Origin of the sequence: Nonomuraea sp. NPDC048881, assembly GCF_040649795.1 — a bacterium.
Classification (GTDB): domain Bacteria; phylum Actinomycetota; class Actinomycetes; order Streptosporangiales; family Streptosporangiaceae; genus Nonomuraea.
The window spans coordinates 1-18,094 of the sequence record NZ_JBEZGC010000026.1 but is presented as its reverse complement, the minus strand read 5'-3'; the positions used below and the strand labels follow the sequence as shown (position 1 = coordinate 18,094).

The window sequence follows — 18,094 nt, the reverse complement described above, 5'->3', positions numbered from 1 at the left end:
TCAGTCCCCAGTTCCCCTTTTCTCATCGATGGCCGAGCCAGCCACAATCCGGCGCGCGCGCTCGACGACCGGGGCGTCGACCATGACGCCCCCGACGGCGACCGCACCCTGCCCGGCCGCCGCGATCACCTCGCGCGCCCAGGACACCTCCTCCGGCGACGGCGCGAAGGCGGCCCGGATCGCGCCGGCCTGGACCGGATGGACTGCGAGCTTGCCCGCGTAGCCCTCGCGGCGCGCTCGCCCGGCGTCGGCGAACGTGGCGTCGTAGTCCCGCAGCGCCATGGTCACCCCGTCCACCGGCGCGGGCTTCCCGGCCGCGCGGGACTCCAGAGCCAGCCGGCTCCGGACCTGCCTGACGACGTCGGACTCCTGCTCGCAGCCGAGATCGAGGGCGAGGTCGACAGTGCCCAGCATGAGCCGCTCCACCCGCTCGACGGCGAGCATCTCGGCGACTCGCCCGACGCCGACGGCGGACTCGACAAGGGCCGCCGACGGCACCGGGAGCAGGTCGCACACGCGTTGCAGGTCCGCCGCCGACTCGGCCTTGGGCACGACCACGCCCCGCAGGCCCGCGCAGCCGACCAGCGCGCGCAGATCGTCCGCGTGCCACGGTGATCCTGCCGGGTTCACCCGTACCCAGGCGGATCCGCCGGCGGCGAGCCAGCCCGCGACGTGGTCCCGGGCCGCCGGCTTGGCAGTCAGCGCCACGGCGTCCTCCAGGTCGCAGATGATCTGGTCGGCGGCGCTCGCGGCCTTCGCGAAGCGCTCAGGGCGGTCGCCCGGGACGAAGAGCCAGGCCGGGCCTCGTACGGTGCTCATGCGACCAGCGCCGCGAAGGTCCAGTCGAGGACGGCTCCGCGACCGGCCACCGAGGTCTGGGCGTTGAGCACGGCGATCGCGGTGCCGTCCCGGTAGGGCGTGACGCCCCGCACCGTGACGCGGCTGCGCACCGTGTCGCCTTCGAAGACGGGCGCGAGGTGGTCGCACGCGAACCACTCGGTCACGATCACCAGCCCCGGGACCATCCGGCAGGTCTGGCTGAGCGCGAGCCCGATCGTGTGCCCGCCGTAGACGAGCCGGCGGCCGCCGGCGGCCTCCGCGTCGTGGTGCACGGCCGCGATGTTGACGGTGAGCCGCGCCAGTTCCGGCGCGCTCGAGACGACGTCGCCGGCCGCCAGCTCGAAGGTGTCGCCGGCCGCAGGCAGACCGCCGGGCGAGGGCGCCAGCAGCTTGAGCGACCACTGCGCGAGCCAGTCGGGGGCCGTCGCCACGTCCGGCACGGACGGCGCGGTGAAAAGGCCGTCGACGTGGGGGCCCGTCTCCGGGGCCGGTCCGGACCCCTCGCGGCAGGGCAGCAGCGCGCACCGGTCGAAAGCGAGGATGACACGTCCGGTCTGGTCCCGGGTCACGATGCTCAGCACCGCCTTGCCGCGCTCGGGCCGGTCGGGCCGGGACCGGACCCGGCGGAGAGCGACGACCTCGGTCGAGGTGACGAGGGTGTCGCCGAGGTACGGCGTCGCCCGCGGCCGCAGCCCCCGGTAGAAGAGGTTCGCCACCACCTGGCGGGTCACGACGCTCGACTGGCCGACGGCCACGTCCCAGACCACGCCGGGATACGCGAGGCCGGGACGTCCGGTGACCCGCTCGGCGAGCGTCTCGTCGAGGCAGAGCCGGAGCCGGTCGCCGAGGATCGCCCGGTGCTGGGCATGGAGCCCGGCATCCAGCGTGACGGCCGGCGCGGTGAAGGTGTCGCCGACCGCGAGGTCGTCGAACCAGGGACCGTCCACGACGCTCATGCGTTCTCCTCCAGTGCCGGCACGCCGGCGGTCAGGTAGCGGGTGAGCAGGCGCACCCCGCGGCCGTTGGCGCCTGCGGCCCACCGGGCGTCGGCGGCCGGGCGCATCACCGTGAGCCCGAGGTCGAGGTGCGCCCACGGCACACCGGACGCGAACGGCTCGAGGTACAGCGCCGCGGTGATGGCGCCGTACGGCTGGGGCGCGTCCGGGTCGAAGTTCCGGGTGTCCGCCACGTCGGAGGCGAGGGTGGCCCGGTAGGGCTCCCACATCGGCATCGCCCACCCGGGCTCACCGGCCGAGCCGCCGGCGGCCAGCACCCGCGCCAGCAGGGCGTCGTCGGTGCCGAAACCGGCCCACATGTCGGGGCCGAGGCCGGTGACCGAGGTCAGCGTCGCCAGGTCGACGATCGCGGCAGGGCCGGCCTCCACGGCGTACGCCATGGCGTCCGCGACCACGAGCCGTCCCTCGCAGTCGGCGTTGGTCACCTCGACGGTCCGGCCACCGCGATGGCGCAGGACGTCCCCGATCCGGACCGCGTACGGGCCCGGCATGTTCTCGGCGCACGGCAGATAGGCCCGCACCGGCGCGTCGGAGCCCAGGCGAGCCAGCGCGACGAGGGCGCCGAGAACGGCGGCGGCGCCGGCCATGTCCGCCTTCATGGTGAGCATGCCCCGGGTGGGCTTGAGCGACAGGCCGCCCGCGTCGAAGGTGATGCCCTTGCCGACGAGCGCCGTGTGCGGGCCGTCGCCTCCGCGTCGCAGCTCGATCAGGCACGGCGGATGCACGCTTCCCCGGCCCACGCCGGCGATGCCGCCGAATTGCTCGCGCTCCAGCGTCGCGGCGTCGTGTACGCGTACCTCGAACCCGAGCGCCTCGCCGAGTTCCTGGCACACGGTCGCCAGGCGCGCCGGGACGAGTTGGCCGGGCGGCGTGTTGATCAAGTCCCGAGCGAGGTTGGCGGCCGCGCCGAGCGCGACCCCTTCCCGTACGGCATGCTCCGGCCCCCCGTGCCTACGCGGACCGGGGTCGAGCCGGGCGAGCAGGTCGGCGACGGTCCAGTCAGGGCGGTATCGGTACGTGCCGAGGGTCCAGCCCTCCGCCGCGGCGACCGCGCAATCCGGGTCGGCCTCCCAGCACCCGATCGCGTCGAGCACCGCCGGCGCGGATCCGCAGTGCCGGGCCGCCGCCATCGCGGCCGCCCGCACGTGGTCGAACGCCAGACCCGGCCGGGGATCACCGACGGTCACGTAGACGAGGTCGGGGCCGTCGAGGATGGGGACCCGGGCCACGTCGCCGGGCTCGGCCGGGCCGAGGCGAGCCCCGATCGCGTGCACGTCAACATCAACGCCGGCCTCCGCGAGGAAGCCGGCGACCGGGGCCGGCACCGCCCCATCGGTCCCGACCGGCACGACGACCACGTCCGCCACCCGTTCCGTCACCTGGTCCTCCTGAACACGCGGGCCGCCCGCTGCGACCCGTCTCGTTGAGCAAGCTAACCGGCGGCGCCGGCCGCCGTCGGTGTCGAACACCCAACCTCGGGACCGCCTTTCATGTCGGGCCACAAGAGTCGCCACCGCACCCGATGAAACGTTGGCGGCGCCGTCCAAAGCGCCGGAGGAAAACCCATGAACGCACTGTCCGTCGGCTCCCGCTCCCAGGTCGCCGGCGTCGTCGCGGCGTCGGTCCGGATGATCCGCTGCGAGTCACCCTCCACCGACCTCGCCGCGGTCGCCCGCAGCGCCGACTGCGTCGCGCGGGTCGGCGAAGAGATCCTGGGCCGCCCCGCCGAGCCGATCGTCACCGCCGGCCGCACCCACCTGCGCTGGCGGTGGGGAAAGGAACCACCTCGCGTGCTCGTGCTGGGGCACCACGACACCGTCTGGCCGCTGGGCACGATCGACACGATCCCCTGCACAGCCGGCGACCGGATCCGCGGGCCCGGGTGCCTGGACATGAAGGTGGGCCTCGCCCTCGCCTTCCACGCCATCGCCGCGCTCGACGACCCATCCGGGGTCACCCTGCTGGTCACCGGCGACGAGGAGCTCGGCTCTCCGACCTCCCGCGAGCTGATCGAGGATGAGGCCAGGGGCTGCGCTGCGGCCCTGGTGCTGGAGGCCGGCGACGACTCCGGTGCCCTGAAGACCGAGCGCAAGGGCCGTGCCCACTACGAGCTGACCTTCGCCGGACGCGCGGCCCACGCCGGCCTGGAACCGCACCTGGGCGCGAACGCGCTGATCACACTGGGCGCCGCCGTCGGCGCCGTCGCCGCGCTGGCCGACGAGGCGGCGGGGACCAGCGTGACGCCGACGATGGCTTCCGCCGGTACGGCCGTCAACACGGTGCCGGACCGGGCCACGCTGACGATCGACGTTCGCGCCCGGACCACCGGGGAGCTGCGGCGGGTCGATGCCGCGATCCGCGGCCTGGCGCCGGCGAACGGTGACGTCACCGTCGAGATGGAGGGTGGCATCGACCGTCCGCCGCTCGATGCCACGATGACGGCCGGGCTGTTCGAGCGGGCCCGCGCCGTGGCGGATCGGCTGGGCATCGGCCCGCTCGCCGGCGTCGCGGTCGGCGGCGGATCGGACGGCAACCTCACGGCCGCTGCCGGGGTGCCGACCCTGGACGGCCTGGGCGCGGTGGGCGGCGGGGCGCATGCCCGCCACGAGTGGGTCGAAGTGGCTCGGCTCGGCGACCGTCTCGCCCTGCTGACCGGGCTGCTCGCCGACCTGCTCGGCGAGGCCAGGCGATGACGCCGGAGCACGGAGTGTCAGTCCGCGAGGCGGCCGGGCTCGCCGACCTCGAGGCGATCGCCGCCCTCTTCAACCGGGTCTGGGACGGCGCGCCCGACTCCAGCCAGATCACCGTCGCGTTGCTGCGCGCCTTCAGCATGACCGGCAACTACGTCGCCGTCGCATTCGTCGGGGAGCATCTGGCCGGCGCCGCCGTCGGGTTCCTCGCGCCGCACAACGGATCCCTGCACAGCCACATCACCGGGGTCGAGGTGAAGTACCGCACCCAGCAGATCGGCTACCTGCTCAAGTGCCACCAGCGCGACTGGGCGCTGGGCCGCGGCATCGGCTCGATCACCTGGACGTTCGACCCCCTGGTCCGGCGCAACGCGTACTTCAACCTGGTCAAGCTCGGCGCCCGGGCGACGGACTACCTGCCCGACTGCTACGGCCCGATGCACGACGGGCTCAACCGCGGCGAGGCCAGCGACCGGCTGTTCGTCGAGTGGGACCTGCTCTCCCCCGCCGCCGCCGGGCCGCCCGAGGGCGACCATCGGCCGCTGATCACGGTCCGCGACGACGCGCTCCGGGCGGTGCCGTGGACCGGCGGGCCCGCCTTCGTCCCGGTCCCCGAGGACATCGAACGGGTCCGGGTCGAGAACCCCCTCCTCGCGCGGGCCTGGCGTGCCCACGTACGGGACGTGCTGGCCGGGGCCCTGGCCGGCGGCGCCGAGATCGCCGCCTTCGACCGGCGGCACGGCTATCTGATCACCAACCCAGCCAAGACAGGAGAACGATGAAAGACCACCCGGACGTCGTGACGATCTGCTCCGACCTCATCGCGATCGACACCAGCAACTACGGCAAGGCGGGCAGCAAGGGCGAGCTGGCCGCGGCCGAGTACGTCGCCAGTCTCCTACGCGGGGCGGGGTACGACCCCGAAATCATCGAGTCCGCGCCGACCCGGGCCAACGTCGTTCTCCGGGTTCCGGGCGCCGACCGGTTGCTGCCCGGCCTGCTCGTCCACGGGCATCTCGACGTCGTCCCCGCCGAGCCGGAGCGGTGGACGGTGGCGCCGTTCGAGGGCCGGGTGGCGGACGGGTACGTGTGGGGCCGCGGCGCGACCGACATGAAGGATACGGTGGCGATGATGCTCGCCACCCTGCTGCGGTGGGCGGCCGACGCGACCGGACCACGGCGCGACGTGGTCTTCGCCTTCGTCGCGGACGAGGAGGAGGACGGTGCCCTCGGCGCCGAGTGGCTGGTACGCAACCGACCCGAGCTCTTCGCCGGGGTCACCACCGCCGTCGGCGAGTCGGGCGGGCGGCCCGTGCCGGTACGGGCGCCCGACGGGACGGTACGGCGGTTCTACCCGATCGCTGTCGCCGAGCGTGGCTCCCTCCACATGCGCGTCCGCGCGACCGGTACGGAGGGCCACGGGTCACGCCCGAACCCGGACAACCCCGTCGCCCGCCTGGTGACCGGCCTGGCCCGGATCTCGGCGCACCGGTGGCCGCTGGCGCTGACGCCACCGGTGCGCCAACTGCTCGACACCGCCGTGCGGACCCTCGGCCTCGACGCCGACCTCTCCTCCGACGAGGGCGTCGAGGCCGTCCTCGACCGGATCGGGCCGCTGCGCGAGTACGTCGAGCCGTCGCTGCGCTGCTCGACGAACGTCACCGTGCTCGACGCGGGCTACAAGTTCAACGTGGTACCAGGCGAGGCGCACGCCGAGATCGACGTGCGCTCGCTGCCCGGCACCGAGGACGAACAGCTCGCCATCATCGACGAGTTGCTGGGACCGTCCGTCACCCGGTCATTCCTGTCCTACCGCCCCGCGATCGGGGCCGGCTGGGACAACGCCTGGTACGACGCGATGGCCGCGGCGGTCCTGCGCCACGACCCGGACGGCGTGATCGTCCCGTTCTGCATGGGCGGTGGCACCGACGCCAAGCCTTTCGCCGAGCTGGGGCTGGCGGGCTTCGGCTTCGCCCCGCTCGGTGAGGACCCCGACGGCCGCACACCAGCCGGCATGCACGGCGTCGACGAACGCGTGCCGATCGCGTCCCTGCGCAGCGGCCTCGACGTGCTGGACGACTTCCTGCGCACGGTATGACCCGCTACGGCGCCGCGAACGACCTGGCGTGGGACCGGTTGCACCCCCGCCTGACAGTGAGGATGGAGATGAGCGCTTCCCGCCAGGGTCTGACCCATCGCCTGACCGACCTTGGGTCCTCAACGGGATCTGTCTACCCCGGTCGGGAAGCGCTCATGTGCACTCACCGGACGCGGCACCTGTGACTTCACAGGAGCCTGGCCAGAGGCCCCATCACTGTCTTGTCCGCTTGCCCAGCTGGTGCCTGCCGCCCTGCCCCTCGGTCGAGACGACAGGACGACGATGACCCCCGTTACACCCGACAATGTAGCGGTGTTTGCCGTCCTCGTCTTTCTCGTCGTACGTCTGGCGCGCAAGCTTCACCTGGCGGGGGCCGAGCTTCGGCTTCTGGCCGCCGGTCCGGCCCCGGGCGCGGGCGGCTTCCAGGCCGTCGAGGGTGCGTTCGGACATGAGGGCGTGCTCGAACTCGGCGATCGTGCCAAGGATCTGGAAGAACATCCGGCCAACCGCGGCGGAGGTGTCGATGCCCTGGTCGAGCACGACCAGGTCGACGTTGCGCTCCTGCAGCTCCACCATGGGCAAGAACCGGCACAAGAGCCCCCGCACCGCCATGCGCTACGTCAGACCCGGCGCCGAAGCCATCGCCAAGATCACAAAGGTCTTGGCGACGCGGCGCCGCACCCACTGATCAACTGAGTGGCGCCGACCGGAGCTGTGGGGGCCATCACGGACCGCTAACTGGCGAAGCCCCCAGATCGCTCGTTCAACGACTCTTACCGGTCTCGACGGCCCATTCGTCTTCAGCTTGGGCGAGATCTGCCTGTCACGTTTGTTAAAGGCACCTCAAGGAGCCGGGAGTCGGACGGGCGAAGACAACTCGGAGAGAATGGCTTTCGTGCTTTCTCCCCGTGCGTCCGTGCTTCGCCGAATGAAGACTCTGGCAGTTCTGGAGTCCGTCAATATTCCGCTGCTGGCCGGGGTGCTGATCGGCATACTGGGCATGCCCTTGACCGTGGCCAACTCGGCAGGGCTTGTGCTGGTCCTGCTCGTCTTGGCTGAGGGCGGCGTGTACTGGTGGTTGAAGAGCACCCAGCTCTCTTCGCGAGCTCCCGTTCCGGCAGGGATGGCGATGTATCGCGTGATCTCTCGGATTAACGTCGGCCTGCTGGTGGCGGGGGCCGTCGTGGTGGTTGCCGGCCTGGTCATGGGCGCGTCCGGCGCGCAGGTCTGGCCGGGGGCGGCGCTGTGGGTGTTCGCGCTGCTGGAGCACGTGAACTACTTCCATCTGCAGCTCATGCACGACACCCGCGCCGACCTGGGCCACCTGGTGAGGACCGGCCGCCTGCGCCGCTCGCATCTGGCTCTCGACATGGCGCGCGTTTCCAGGGGGCCACGGGTTGGAAGCCTTCGAGGGTGAGGGGCATCCCAGCCCCCGCTGTTGACAACCCTCGTGGTCAAGACGACTAGTCCGTCATCCCGCGCCTTGTTACCACCGGCGTCGAGGCCACCCAGATCGCTGCCGAAGTGTTCCTCGGCGCCAGCACCGTCCGCAACGACCTGGCCGCGATCGTCGCCAAGGTCAACGTGCTCAACCGCGCCGATGTCGCTCGCCTTGCCATCGGGTCGGGGTGGATCTAGGCGGGGACCCAGGAGCGCGTCGGCACCGTCGCGGCCAGCTCGAACCACTCGCCGTCCCGGGTCAGGTCCAGCCGCCCGTCCAGCTCGGCCAGGCGCGTGGTCAGGTTGCCCATCCCGGCCGAGCCGCGGCGGATCGGCTTGGCCTGCGCGCCGTCGTTGCGTACGGCCATTCGTACGTCGCCGTCGCGTTCGTTCGTGCTGATCGCGCAGTGGCGGGCGGAGCTGTGCCGCAGCACGTTGGTGACCGCCTCGCGCAGCACTGCGCCGAGCGTGGTCTCCACCTCGCTGCCGAGCATGCCGTGACCGAGTTCCAGCGTGACCTCGATGCCCGCGGCCGCCAGCACCGAACGCACTGAGTCGGCCTCGCCCGCCAGCGACAGCCTCCCCCGCTCGCCGGAGACGGTCCGCAGGTCGCTCATGGCCTGCTCGGTCATGGCCAGCACGTCGTCCAGTTCGGCGCGGGCGCGTTCGGGTTCCAGTCGCCTGGCCAGCTCGCTCTTGAGCAGGATCGCCGCCAGTGTGTGCCCGAGCAGGTCGTGCAGGTCACGCGCGGCCCGCAGCCGCTCCTCCACCACCACCGACCTGGCCAGCCCGTCCTTGGCCGCGCTCAGCTCCCGGTCGAGCCGTGCCAGCGTGAACAGGCCGTAGATGACCAGTCCCGTCACGAGGGTGCTGACCGTGTAGTTCACCACCAGCGGGTACGGCAGGCCGATCGCCAGCCCGGCGACGCCCACCACCGCCATGACGGCGGCCACCAGCGGCACCGCCGCCCTGAGCCGGAGGGCCAGCAGCAGCGGCCCGGTCAGGAACCCGGTCGTCACCAGCCAGGCCTGCCCGAACACCGGGATCGGGGCGAGCGTCAGCACGCCCATGACGATCAGTGCGATCGGATGCCTGCCCTCGATCGAGCGCAGGTGGATGAAAATGAGGACGGCCAGCAGCGGAAGGGGCCACCACGAACCGGCCAGCAGCAACGCCTTGGCCGAGAACCCGACCAGCACCGCCGCGAGCACCGCCGTCGACAGCTTGATGGACAGGGCAGGCGGGTCCGGCAGCGTGGTGCTGGGCAGCGCCACCACCACCAGGACCTGAGCGTTGTCGTCGACGCCGGTGGTGAGCGTGCCACCGGCCGCCGCGACCTGGGCGGGGAGATCGGCCAGGAAGTCGTCCGTGGCGCTGGGGGTGCCGTCGTGGGCGATGCTCAGCCGTACGGTGTTGTCTTGCGTGGCTGACTCGATCACGCAGCGGGAGGCGGCGCGGCGCCGGACGATCTCGGTCACGGCCTCGCGCAGGACAGTGGCCAGCAGCGCGCCGGCCGGGCCGAGTGGTTCCGCGTGCCGTATCCGCACGTCGGTGGCGACTCCCGCGGCGATCAGCATGCCCTTGGCGGTGGTGAGTTCGGGGGCCAGCGACATCGCGCGGTAGCCGACGGCGGCGGCTCTGGCCTCGCTCAGCGAATGCCGGGCCGATTCCACGTCAGGCGTGCCCTTCCGGGCGCTGGCCGCGATCGTGTCGAGCGCGGCGCCCAGGCTCTGGTTGAGTTCCGCCGCGATGCGGAGCTGTTCCTCGGCCGCCGCGGTCATCGCCAGCGACAGGCGAGCGGCGGTCACTTCCTGGATCCGGTCCAGCATCGTGGCCAGACCGTAGACGATCAGGGCGATCAGGACCATGCTGATCACCGGGTCTGCCGGTCCCAGCAGCAGCGCGCTGCCCGTCACCACGAGGGCGAGCGGCCAGGACGTGGTCAGCAGCAGTGAACCGGCGATGAAGCCGAGGATGCCGACCGAAGTGTCGAAGGCGAACACGGAACCGTAGGCGGCGGCGGCCTGCAGCGCGATCAACCACCAGGATCGGCGCCGGGTGAAGAGCACCTGTAAGCCGAGGACTGCCAGGGCCAGGGGTGACCCGGCCAGCGCGTAGACGCCTGCTAACCCGGCCAGCACCAGGAGGACGGTCCACTTTGCCCACGTTTGCACCCACGTACCGTTCCGATCCTCCTCAAGTGTCGTCATCACGAGTCGGTTGCGGGGCGCATCCCGTCGATGCCGAAAGACAACAGGCGCTCGCCCTGTGCGGGCGATGTCTGTTCCCCGGCCCAGGCGACCGCGTTGATCAGGGCGTAAAGGTCTGAGGCGGTGGTATCGCCGCGCACGGTTCCGGCGGCCTGTGCGCGATTGAGAAGCTGCTCGCCGGCGGCGAGCACCGCCTGGCAGGCGGCATGCAGTTGCGAGGTCTCATCTTCGATGCTGCGCATCAGCGAGGTCGCCAGCCCTCGGTAGACCATGGTGTGCACCATCGCCGCGCGCGCCCAGATGATCAACGCCTCCCCCGCGGACGGGTGATCGAGGAGATCCCGGGCGGTGTTGGACAACGTTCGCATGCGGTCGCGCAGCAACGCCTCCAGAAGAGCCTGCCGGGTGGGGAAGTGGCTGTAGAGCGTGCCGTTCGCCACTCCGGCGCGCCGGGCGATCTCCTCCAGCGAGGCTTCGACGCCATGTTCGGTGAAGACCGTGGCCGCTTCAGCGAGCAGACGTTCGTAGTTGCGGCGCGCGTCAGCGCGCATCTTGCGCTGCGGCGCCGGGCCGGTGGTCGTCATGGGCGCTCCCGAATTGCCAAGTTGAGACTGTCTCAATATATTTCTTGAGACAGTCTCAGCTTACCGCTGCCTGCTTACCCGTCGAAAGGTCCCTGGTGAACACTGCCGATAAGCCCATCCTCGTGACCGGTGCGACCGGACGCCAAGGCGGCGCCACCGCCGCTCATCTCCTGACCGCCGGCCGGCCGGTACGCGCCCTCGTCCGCGACCCGGACTCTCCGGCCGCCCAGACGCTGAGAGCCCAAGGCGCCGAACTGCACGCCGGAGACCTCGACGACCCCGGCTCGCTCGCGGCGGCCGCTGCCGGCGCCCACGGCATCTTCGGCGTCACGCCCGACGACGATGACGTCGAACGCGAGATCCGCCGTGGCCGTGATCTCGCCGACGCCGCGGCGGCAGCCGGCGTCTCCCATTTCGTGTTCGCCTCGGTCGGCGGGGCCGACCGGGGCACCGGCATCCCCTACTGGGAGAGCAAATGGCAGATCGAGCAGCACATACGCGCGCTCGGCCTGCCCGCGACGATCCTGCGGCCGGTCCGATTCATGGAGAACCACACCATTCCCGGACTGCCCCTCGGCGGCATCGTCAACGGCGAGCTCACGCACCTGTTCGACCCGGAGACACCGGTGCAGCTCATCGCCGCCACCGACATCGGCGCCCTGGCCCGCCTCGCCTTCACCCGCCCGCAGGAGTACATCGGACAGGCGATCGAGATTGCCGGCGATGAGCTGACCCCCAACCGGACGGTGGAACTCATCAGCCGCAGCATCGGGCGCGAGATCACCTACCGGCAGGTCTCCATCGGCGGCATCGGACTGGGCCAGGAGGCGGAGCGCGCTTTCGCGGACGAGCGCGGTCTGTGGAGAGCCGACATCACGGCGCTCCGCGAACGCCACCCCGACCTGCTGAACTTCCAGGCATGGCTCCAACACGGCGGGGCCGAACAGATCCAAGCCCTGTTCGCCGGGGCTCACTAGCGCCGCCCTCCGCGCCACCACTCCGCCTGAGTCGGCCGCAGCGCGGGCGTCAACTCGCGCTGCGGCTCACTGTCACCGACTTCTAGCCAGCACCCAACGAGCAGTTCTCCGCCGAAAAAACTGTCATCGACGTGTCCGATGACTGCCTGTCGCCCTGCAGAGTCGTTCAAGCCAGACGAGATCAACTTTCAGCTCCGAGACCGTCCAGCAGATCGCCGACGAGTTCGGCGTCACCCGCCCCACCATCTACCGACACCTCACCAAGGACACGTAACCCCAGCTCAGGGGCGTATCCGACGGAAATTCCTACAGGACTACCGGGACCCCCTGAAGGGTGCCGTCATCCATGTGCTCGACGTACGCACTGGCGGTGGCCATGGTGGTGTGTGACAGCGAGGAGAGGTGCGAGTACGCCGGGTAAACCTCGGCGACGTCGTACCGCTCGAGGAGTCCACGCGGAGGCGGCACTTTCCTCCCCCCGAAGCGGCGCCCATCCTGGACGTACACGCCCTACGGTGTCCAGAAATCCGCGAAGTGCCGATGCCATGTGGCAAGTCGGCACTTCGGCCGGAGCAGGATGAGTTCGCGCCCGAGTCGGTCTCTCTCCAAGCGGGCGTGTCCCTTCGCATTCAGGCGGAGCTGCGACTGCTCAGGGCTAGGGAGCGGTTGCCGGCTTGCTTCGGCCATCGGCTCCATGTACAGCGGTCTGCCGCGGGCCGTTGGCCCGAGACGGCAGTAGCACGACGATGATCACAGCGCCGAGCGCCACGCAGACCGCGCCCGCCGTGAGCCCTGTACCGCTTCAAAAGTCGTCGTAGGGGGCTTCACCTGCAGGTCGGGCTGATGCAGCGGTGTGGGCAAGATTGGCTCTTATGTCTGTCCGTCTCCTGTATCTGATCATGATCCGGGTGTTCGGCTGGCTGGCGCTGCGGGGCCGGAGCGAGGCGGCCAAGGACGTCGAGATCATGGTGCTGCGGCATGAGGTGGCGATACTGCGAAGGCAAGTCACCCGGCCGAAGCCGGACTGGGCCGATCGAGCGCTCCTATCCGCGCTGACACGACTCCTGCCGCCCGGGCTGCGGGCTCATCGGCTGGTGACGCCGGGCACGCTGCTGGCCTGGCATCGGCATCTGATCCGACGCCGATGGACGTATCCGAGCCGCTCCGGCCGCCCAAGGACGAGCGACGAGATCCGAGAGTTGGTGGTGCGCCTGACGGGGAGAATCCGGCCTGGGGGTATCGCCGGGTGCACGGTGAACTCATCCGGCTCGGCTACCAGGTCAGCGAAGCGACCGTACGCCGGATCGTTCGCAGCCGGCGGGTCGGCCCGGCTCCGCGAAGCACTGACACCTCGTGGAGGACCTTTCAGCGGGCTCAGGCGCACGGTTGGCCGGCCGTCGACTTCTTCCATGTTGACACGGTCTCCTTGAAGCGCCTGTACGTGCTGTTCGTGATGGAAGTCGCCACCCGGCGCGTGCACCTCCTGGGTGTGACCGCCCACCCGACCGGAGCCTGGACGGTTCAGCAGGCCCGCAACCTGCTCATGGACCTCGGGGACCGGGTCAGATCCTTTCGCTTCCTCATCCGCGACCGAGACGCCAAGTTCACCGGTGCCTTCGACGCGGTCTTCGCCGGCGCGGGCGTGACGGTGCTGTCTGGACGGCGGCCGGGACCTGGTCGAGGCGAGCGAGGCGATCCTGCGCCGCCGCGCGCCGGCCTCCGGTCTGTTCACCTGCGTTCAGCAGGCCGATCCGAGCGATACGGCGGGCGAGTCCGTGCTGGCCCGTTACGGCGGCGACCCTCTGCCCGGCGAGGCCCTGTTCGAGAAGCTCTTCGGCGGCTGGACCCGTGTCGACCGCGAGGACGGCCTGGGTTTCCTGATGTTCCTGCCGCTGGTGCCGTTCGACGGAGCTGCGCTGGCCGGCGCGTTCGCGCTGGTGCGCAAGGTGCAAGCCGACACCGGTATCGCCTGGGCCGTCACGGTGAACGCCCTGTCGGCCGACGTGGTGGACTTTGTCACCTGCGCCGCCTTCCCGCCCGAGCAGGCCGCCGCCGCGCACCGCGGTCTCGGCCTGCTGCACGAGCTCTTCGCCGCGGCGGGCTGGCGTCCGTACCGGCTGGACATCGACCACATGCACCTGACCGGCGCCCTGAACGGCTGCGCCGGCCGTGAGCGGCTGGTGCGCCGGCTAAAGGACGTGCTGGACCCGGCTGGCATCCTGGCGCCGGGCCGCTACGAGAGCCAGGCTCACAGCGATTAAGACGTTAGTGGGTGTTGAACAACCTCTGATCTTGGCTAGTACTCCAGTGACACTTCGCGATCATGGTAAGGATCTGCGCTGGTAGTGACAGTGGATGGTTTGACGGGCGGTCGCTCTCTCAGACCCTTAAACATCACGGTCGCGCGGGACACTCTCCGGGAGTACCAAAGATCTGGTCCACACCGTTGGCGTCATCGTAGAGGTGAACGAAGCCCGCTCGCTCATAGAGCCGACGCGCCGCGCTACCGCGGTCGATCGCGAGCCGGAAAGGCCTGGCGTCGCGATGGGCGTCCATGACGTGCCGGAGCACCTGGCCACCTATGCCGCGGCCCTGGGCTGCGGGGTCGAGGTAGAAGTGTTCTATCCACTGCGTATCGACCTCGGCTCGCACGGCGATGACGCCCACCGGCTTCCCGTCGATCTCGATGATGTCAGTGTTGGCCGGGATGTACGTGTCCAGGAATCGACGACGTGCCCAGTCTTGATCCCATAGTCCGAGACGTTCCAGGTCTGGGCGCATAGTGAGGGCCTTGAGGTCGGCGAGCCAGTCAGCATCGGCCGGCGTTGCTGGACGAAGTCTCCATGGTCTATCCATGGGAAGAAGATATGTGTCGCACCCTTGCAATCCGTGACACATCGCGATCTCGAGGGTCGGGGTCACATGGCGACGGCCATCGCGTGATCATTCGGGGTTTGTGAAGACAACCAAAATCGTGCGGTGGCCGCGGCCCACAGCGTAGACCCCTGATGGCTGGATGGTCATCTTCAATGAGCTGATGGCCCGGATCGCCGGTCGGTTCGGCCGCGTCGAACCACGCAGGGCCGCGACCGCTTACGTGCGCGGGCTGCTTGCCGACATCGACCGCAAGAACTGCTGGAACCTGGCCGAACACGCCGCCGCAAACGGCCCGCAGGCGCTGCAGCGGCTGCTGTGCACCGCCCGCTGGGACGAAGAGGATCGCGCGCCAAATGCACGGCCGTGCCGGCTTCGATCTTCTGCGCCACCGCATCTTGCTGCGGTGAAGATCACTCAACGCCGCCACCGATTACGGGCCAGAGCCGTTGTTCTTACACTCCCGATACCCGTGGTCCGGATTGCTCAGTGTCCCGTGTGGGTGGGGATGGTGAGGTTCACCTGGCTCTCAGTACCGGGGTTGACGATCACGAATTGCCCCATCATGCCGGAGTCTTCGTGGCGGAGGATGTGGCAGTGGTACATGTACGGCGAGGCAGCGTCGGTGAAGTCGCCGAACTGGACCGCGAGCCGTACGACGCTCTTGGAGGGCACGTAGACGGTGTCCTTGTGGCCGGTGGCGTAGGCGGGCGGCGCGGCGCCGTCCACCTCCAGCACCTGGAAGGCGACCTCGTGGATGTGGAAGTTGTGGGAGTAGACGTTGTTCTCGATCTCCCAGATCTCGATGGCGCCGGCGGGCACGACCTCGTCGATGCGCGCCATGTCCATCTCTTTGCCGTTGATGGCGTCGTGACCGCTGAGCTTGAAGCGGCGCACCTTGGCGCCGGCGGGTGCGGTGATGGGAGTCAGGGAGGCCAGGCGGGCGGGGACGTCAGGACTCGGCTTGAGGTCGTTGGCGGCGGTGAGCTTCAGCAGGTCGAAGTCGCCCTTGCCGATGTCGACGCCGTTGTCGGTGGTGTGCAGTACCACCTGCTCGCCGGGTGCGAAGGCCACGATGATCTCCGCGCGCTCGCCGGGGGTGAGTGAGAACGCCTCAACCTCGGCCGGCGCCCTGAGCAGGCCGCTGTCGTTGGCGATGATGTGGAAGCGGCGTTTGTCGGCGAAGGCAAGGTTGTACATCCGGGCATTGGAGCCGTTGAGCACGCGGAAACGTACGCGCTCGGTGGTGACGGTCAGGTAGGGGTTGTAGGTGCCGTTGACGAGGATGTGGTCGCCCAGGATGCCGAAGGTGCCCTTGAGCGGGTCGCCGTCGAAGGAGCCGTCGGCGGCGAACTTCTTGTCCTGCAGGATCAGCGGGAAGTCGTCGACGCCGTAGTCGGCGGGCAGATCGAGATCGAGGTCGTCGTCGAGGATGAACATCCCGGCCAGGCCGCGGTAGACGTGCTGAGCCGTCGTGCCGTGGGGGTGCGGATGGTACCACGAGGTTGCCGCGGGCTGGTCGATTGTCCAGTGCGGCGTCCAGATGGCGCCTGGCTCGATGGGCTGGTGCGGACCGCCGTCCATCCGGGCCGGCAGGCGCATACCGTGCCAGTGCACGGTGCTGACCTCGGGTAGCTGATTGCGTACGGCCATCTCGACCTTGTCACCACGGCTGGCGCGCAGTGTCGGTCCGAGGAACGTCCCGTTGAAGCCCCAGGTGGGCGTCTGTTTGCCGGCTAGGATCTGCGTCCGGCTGGCCTGCATGGACAGTTCGAAGCGCCGTACGCCGTGCCTGTCGGGCTTGGGGTGAAGCAGCGGGGGCACCCGCAGGGCATTGCCGAAATCGAGTGCGGCCGCCGGAGACGAGGAACTGGCGTCGGAACCCGAGCTACAGGCCGCTGCCAGGCCGGACAGAGCTGCGACCGTGAGGAACTTACGTCGATGCACGGTCGAAACTGTAGCGATCTATCCCTGTTCGCTATGAATCACGGGGTTTGGCGACGGCCGACGCGGCGAGGGTCGTGATCCACGCCGCCGTCCGGCACGCACCTCCGCAATAGATCGTCCCGACCGGGTGATCCACATCCTCCAGCCACGATCCCCGGCACTCCGGACACGTCACCTCCGGCGCCGCGCCATCCTTGATGGGTGTGGCTCTTCTGCAGTGACTGGCTTGATCAGGCTGTGAAGGTGTATCTGTCCTGCTGACGGCTTTGGCGAACGCGATGGTTCTCGCGGTCGATGTGGAAGGCCCAGTATTGATCGAGATCGTTGTTGGCGATCACGGCGCGAAGCTACAAAATGGCCTCGGCTCCGGCCAGTCCCCATCTGGCTCCGATTATCTCCAAGCGGTCGCCGACCAGATTGCGGCGGTTCCCTTCACGACACCGATGGCTATCGGCCAGCCCCGCCCCAGCGCCTGGTCGTAGTGGATGAATTCGCGGCGGCTCCTCAGGCAGCGAACGGCGGCCGTGAGGCTCGGTCATGTGGGGCCCGATCGGCCGGAGTGATCGCGAGCGCCGTGCTGACCTACTGCCCGACGGTCGTGGCCGCACGGGAGCACGATGGGCCCATGTACGCATGTGCATCATCTCGATCGTCATGCCGTTTGCGATCGCCGCCATCGCCGTGGTCGCCTTCATCATCAACGAATCCAACATGCGCGCCGGCTTCCCCAAGGCACGCTGGCCTCCTCACCGCTCATCGCGTGAACCCGGTGCGGCATCTGGCGGGCCGGACATCCAGGCGATCAGGCCTATGAGGGTCAGGACGGGGATGGCGATCAACGCGGGAGAATGCCACTCAGGGGCCATCATTTCAAGATCGCGATCGTCGTTGAGCAGCCAAAACCGTGTCAGGGGAGAGAGCAGCACACCCACGACCAGAGTCAGTTCGTACAGGATGAACCAGACGCCGGTCGGCACGGTGGACCTGGAGGGCGATCGATGGTTCAGCCGGTCGAGCACGGCGATGAGAACCGCCTCGGCGGCCAGGATGAGGGTGATGCCGAACGTCACATTCCGCGCATGCGCAACCTCCTGCTCCAACTGTTCCAGCAACGCGTCATCCCATGGCTCTTCGTACCAAGGATTGAGCTCCCCCGTCGGATGGGCGATCAACTCGAGCGCGATCAGGTTGACCGCGGCGTACAGGACAGGGGCTGCCAGAGCGGTCGAATATATGAGGCGACGTACGTTCATGCGTTGTTGGATGCCGATGTCGGCGTGCAGGTTCCGCTGGGTGCCCAGCCGGACATGAGGACCCGAATCGGGGACTGTAAAACTAACGGCGGATCTGATGATCAAGGAAGAGACGCTTGATGTCCGAGACCGCCGTGGAGTCGCTGTCCATGAACGAACTGCCTG

The 18,094-nt window shown here is 69.6% G+C and carries 17 protein-coding genes and 1 pseudogene; 9 read left to right on the top strand and 9 right to left on the bottom strand.

What is annotated here, in order from left to right; translation table 11 throughout:
* The 3 genes from AB0C33_RS46345 to AB0C33_RS46335 are packed head-to-tail and all read right to left on the bottom strand — an operon-like array spanning position 1 to position 3,235.
* On the bottom strand, positions 1-819 hold the full coding sequence (locus AB0C33_RS46345) for a CoA ester lyase (RefSeq protein WP_357700131.1): 819 nt from the start codon (positions 817-819) through the stop codon (positions 1-3).
* Positions 816-1,796: a MaoC family dehydratase gene (locus AB0C33_RS46340; RefSeq protein WP_358300621.1), complete on the bottom strand. Its 981-nt coding sequence runs from the start codon at positions 1,794-1,796 to the stop codon at positions 816-818. The genes AB0C33_RS46345 and AB0C33_RS46340 overlap by 4 nt, the downstream gene beginning before the upstream one ends.
* Entirely contained in the window at positions 1,793-3,235 is a 1,443-nt protein-coding gene (locus AB0C33_RS46335; RefSeq protein WP_358300619.1) for a leucyl aminopeptidase family protein, read from the bottom strand. Before AB0C33_RS46335 ends, AB0C33_RS46340 begins: the two co-directional genes overlap by 4 nt.
* A gap of 186 nt (positions 3,236-3,421) precedes the next feature.
* Between AB0C33_RS46335 and AB0C33_RS46330 the strand changes: the two genes are divergently transcribed.
* The 3 genes from AB0C33_RS46330 to AB0C33_RS46320 are packed head-to-tail and all read left to right on the top strand — an operon-like array spanning position 3,422 to position 6,644.
* On the top strand, positions 3,422-4,549 hold the full coding sequence (locus tag AB0C33_RS46330; protein WP_358300616.1) for a M20/M25/M40 family metallo-hydrolase: 1,128 nt from the start codon (positions 3,422-3,424) through the stop codon (positions 4,547-4,549).
* A gap of 14 nt (positions 4,550-4,563) precedes the next feature.
* Entirely contained in the window at positions 4,564-5,328 is a 765-nt protein-coding gene (locus AB0C33_RS46325) for a GNAT family N-acetyltransferase (RefSeq protein WP_358300613.1), read from the top strand.
* Positions 5,325-6,644: a M20/M25/M40 family metallo-hydrolase gene (locus AB0C33_RS46320; RefSeq protein WP_358300610.1), complete on the top strand. Its 1,320-nt coding sequence runs from the start codon at positions 5,325-5,327 to the stop codon at positions 6,642-6,644. Before AB0C33_RS46325 ends, AB0C33_RS46320 begins: the two co-directional genes overlap by 4 nt.
* 213 nt (positions 6,645-6,857) lie before the next feature.
* Here the strand turns inward: AB0C33_RS46320 and AB0C33_RS46315 are convergent, their stop codons facing one another.
* Entirely contained in the window at positions 6,858-7,220 is a 363-nt protein-coding gene (locus tag AB0C33_RS46315; RefSeq protein ID WP_358300607.1) for a recombinase family protein, read from the bottom strand.
* Positions 7,221-7,572: 352 nt separating this feature from the next.
* Here AB0C33_RS46315 and AB0C33_RS46310 point away from each other — a divergent pair, with 352 nt between their 5' ends.
* Complete coding sequence (locus AB0C33_RS46310) at positions 7,573-8,061, top strand: hypothetical protein (RefSeq protein ID WP_358300604.1); 489 nt, start codon at positions 7,573-7,575, stop codon at positions 8,059-8,061.
* A gap of 56 nt (positions 8,062-8,117) precedes the next feature.
* A complete protein-coding gene (locus tag AB0C33_RS46305; protein WP_358300830.1) occupies positions 8,118-8,282 on the top strand; it encodes a LuxR C-terminal-related transcriptional regulator in 165 nt (54 codons plus the stop codon).
* On the opposite strand, the gene AB0C33_RS46300 is transcribed toward AB0C33_RS46305, so the two are convergent.
* Together AB0C33_RS46300 and AB0C33_RS46295 are read right to left on the bottom strand one after the other, a co-directional pair.
* Complete coding sequence (locus tag AB0C33_RS46300; RefSeq protein WP_358300601.1) at positions 8,279-10,258, bottom strand: histidine kinase; 1,980 nt, start codon at positions 10,256-10,258, stop codon at positions 8,279-8,281. The genes AB0C33_RS46305 and AB0C33_RS46300 overlap by 4 nt on opposite strands.
* A gap of 35 nt (positions 10,259-10,293) precedes the next feature.
* Positions 10,294-10,878 (bottom strand): helix-turn-helix domain-containing protein, encoded by a 585-nt coding sequence (locus AB0C33_RS46295; protein ID WP_358300598.1) that lies wholly within the window; start codon positions 10,876-10,878, stop codon positions 10,294-10,296.
* Between the two features lie 44 nt (positions 10,879-10,922).
* Here AB0C33_RS46295 and AB0C33_RS46290 point away from each other — a divergent pair, with 44 nt between their 5' ends.
* From AB0C33_RS46290 to AB0C33_RS46280, 3 genes are all read left to right on the top strand, one after another.
* Positions 10,923-11,855, top strand: coding sequence for an NmrA/HSCARG family protein (locus AB0C33_RS46290; RefSeq protein ID WP_358300595.1), 933 nt, complete (start codon positions 10,923-10,925; stop codon positions 11,853-11,855).
* A gap of 142 nt (positions 11,856-11,997) precedes the next feature.
* Positions 11,998-12,129, top strand: a complete 132-nt coding sequence (locus tag AB0C33_RS46285; protein ID WP_358300827.1) for a helix-turn-helix domain-containing protein — start codon at positions 11,998-12,000, stop codon at positions 12,127-12,129.
* A gap of 1,501 nt (positions 12,130-13,630) precedes the next feature.
* Positions 13,631-14,116: a hypothetical protein gene (locus AB0C33_RS46280; RefSeq protein ID WP_358300592.1), complete on the top strand. Its 486-nt coding sequence runs from the start codon at positions 13,631-13,633 to the stop codon at positions 14,114-14,116.
* Positions 14,117-14,249: 133 nt separating this feature from the next.
* Here AB0C33_RS46280 and AB0C33_RS46275 read toward each other — a convergent pair whose 3' ends face one another.
* Positions 14,250-14,711 carry a GNAT family N-acetyltransferase gene (locus AB0C33_RS46275; RefSeq protein WP_358300590.1) on the bottom strand — a complete coding sequence of 154 codons (462 nt, stop codon included), beginning with the start codon at positions 14,709-14,711 and terminating at the stop codon, positions 14,250-14,252.
* 160 nt (positions 14,712-14,871) lie between these two features.
* On the opposite strand from AB0C33_RS46275, the pseudogene AB0C33_RS46270 reads away from it, so the two are divergent.
* Positions 14,872-15,066: pseudogene (locus AB0C33_RS46270) on the top strand (transposase); the annotation flags it as partial.
* A gap of 149 nt (positions 15,067-15,215) precedes the next feature.
* Here AB0C33_RS46270 and AB0C33_RS46265 read toward each other — a convergent pair.
* Both AB0C33_RS46265 and AB0C33_RS46260 read right to left on the bottom strand, forming a co-directional pair.
* A complete protein-coding gene (locus tag AB0C33_RS46265) occupies positions 15,216-16,553 on the bottom strand; it encodes a multicopper oxidase domain-containing protein (RefSeq protein ID WP_358300588.1) in 1,338 nt (445 codons plus the stop codon).
* An 869-nt stretch (positions 16,554-17,422) separates the two neighbouring features.
* The gene (locus AB0C33_RS46260) at positions 17,423-18,034 is read right to left on the bottom strand and encodes a hypothetical protein (protein ID WP_358300585.1); all 612 of its coding nucleotides are present in this window, start codon (positions 18,032-18,034) and stop codon (positions 17,423-17,425) included.
* Positions 18,035-18,094 lie beyond the last annotated feature (60 nt).

Excerpts from the sequence above, each read along its gene's own strand:
- AB0C33_RS46275 (WP_358300590.1), bottom strand. The coding sequence starts at position 14,711 with ATGGATAGACCATGGAGACTTCGTCCAGCAACGCCGGCCGATGCTGAC.
- AB0C33_RS46330 (WP_358300616.1), top strand. The coding sequence starts at position 3,422 with ATGAACGCACTGTCCGTCGGCTCCCGCTCCCAGGTCGCCGGCGTCGTC.
- AB0C33_RS46340 (WP_358300621.1), bottom strand. The coding sequence starts at position 1,796 with ATGAGCGTCGTGGACGGTCCCTGGTTCGACGACCTCGCGGTCGGCGAC.
- AB0C33_RS46310 (WP_358300604.1), top strand. The coding sequence starts at position 7,573 with ATGAAGACTCTGGCAGTTCTGGAGTCCGTCAATATTCCGCTGCTGGCC.
- AB0C33_RS46295 (WP_358300598.1), bottom strand. The coding sequence starts at position 10,878 with ATGACGACCACCGGCCCGGCGCCGCAGCGCAAGATGCGCGCTGACGCG.
- AB0C33_RS46315 (WP_358300607.1), bottom strand. The coding sequence starts at position 7,220 with ATGGTGGAGCTGCAGGAGCGCAACGTCGACCTGGTCGTGCTCGACCAG.
- AB0C33_RS46345 (WP_357700131.1), bottom strand. The coding sequence starts at position 819 with ATGAGCACCGTACGAGGCCCGGCCTGGCTCTTCGTCCCGGGCGACCGC.
- AB0C33_RS46320 (WP_358300610.1), top strand. The coding sequence starts at position 5,325 with ATGAAAGACCACCCGGACGTCGTGACGATCTGCTCCGACCTCATCGCG.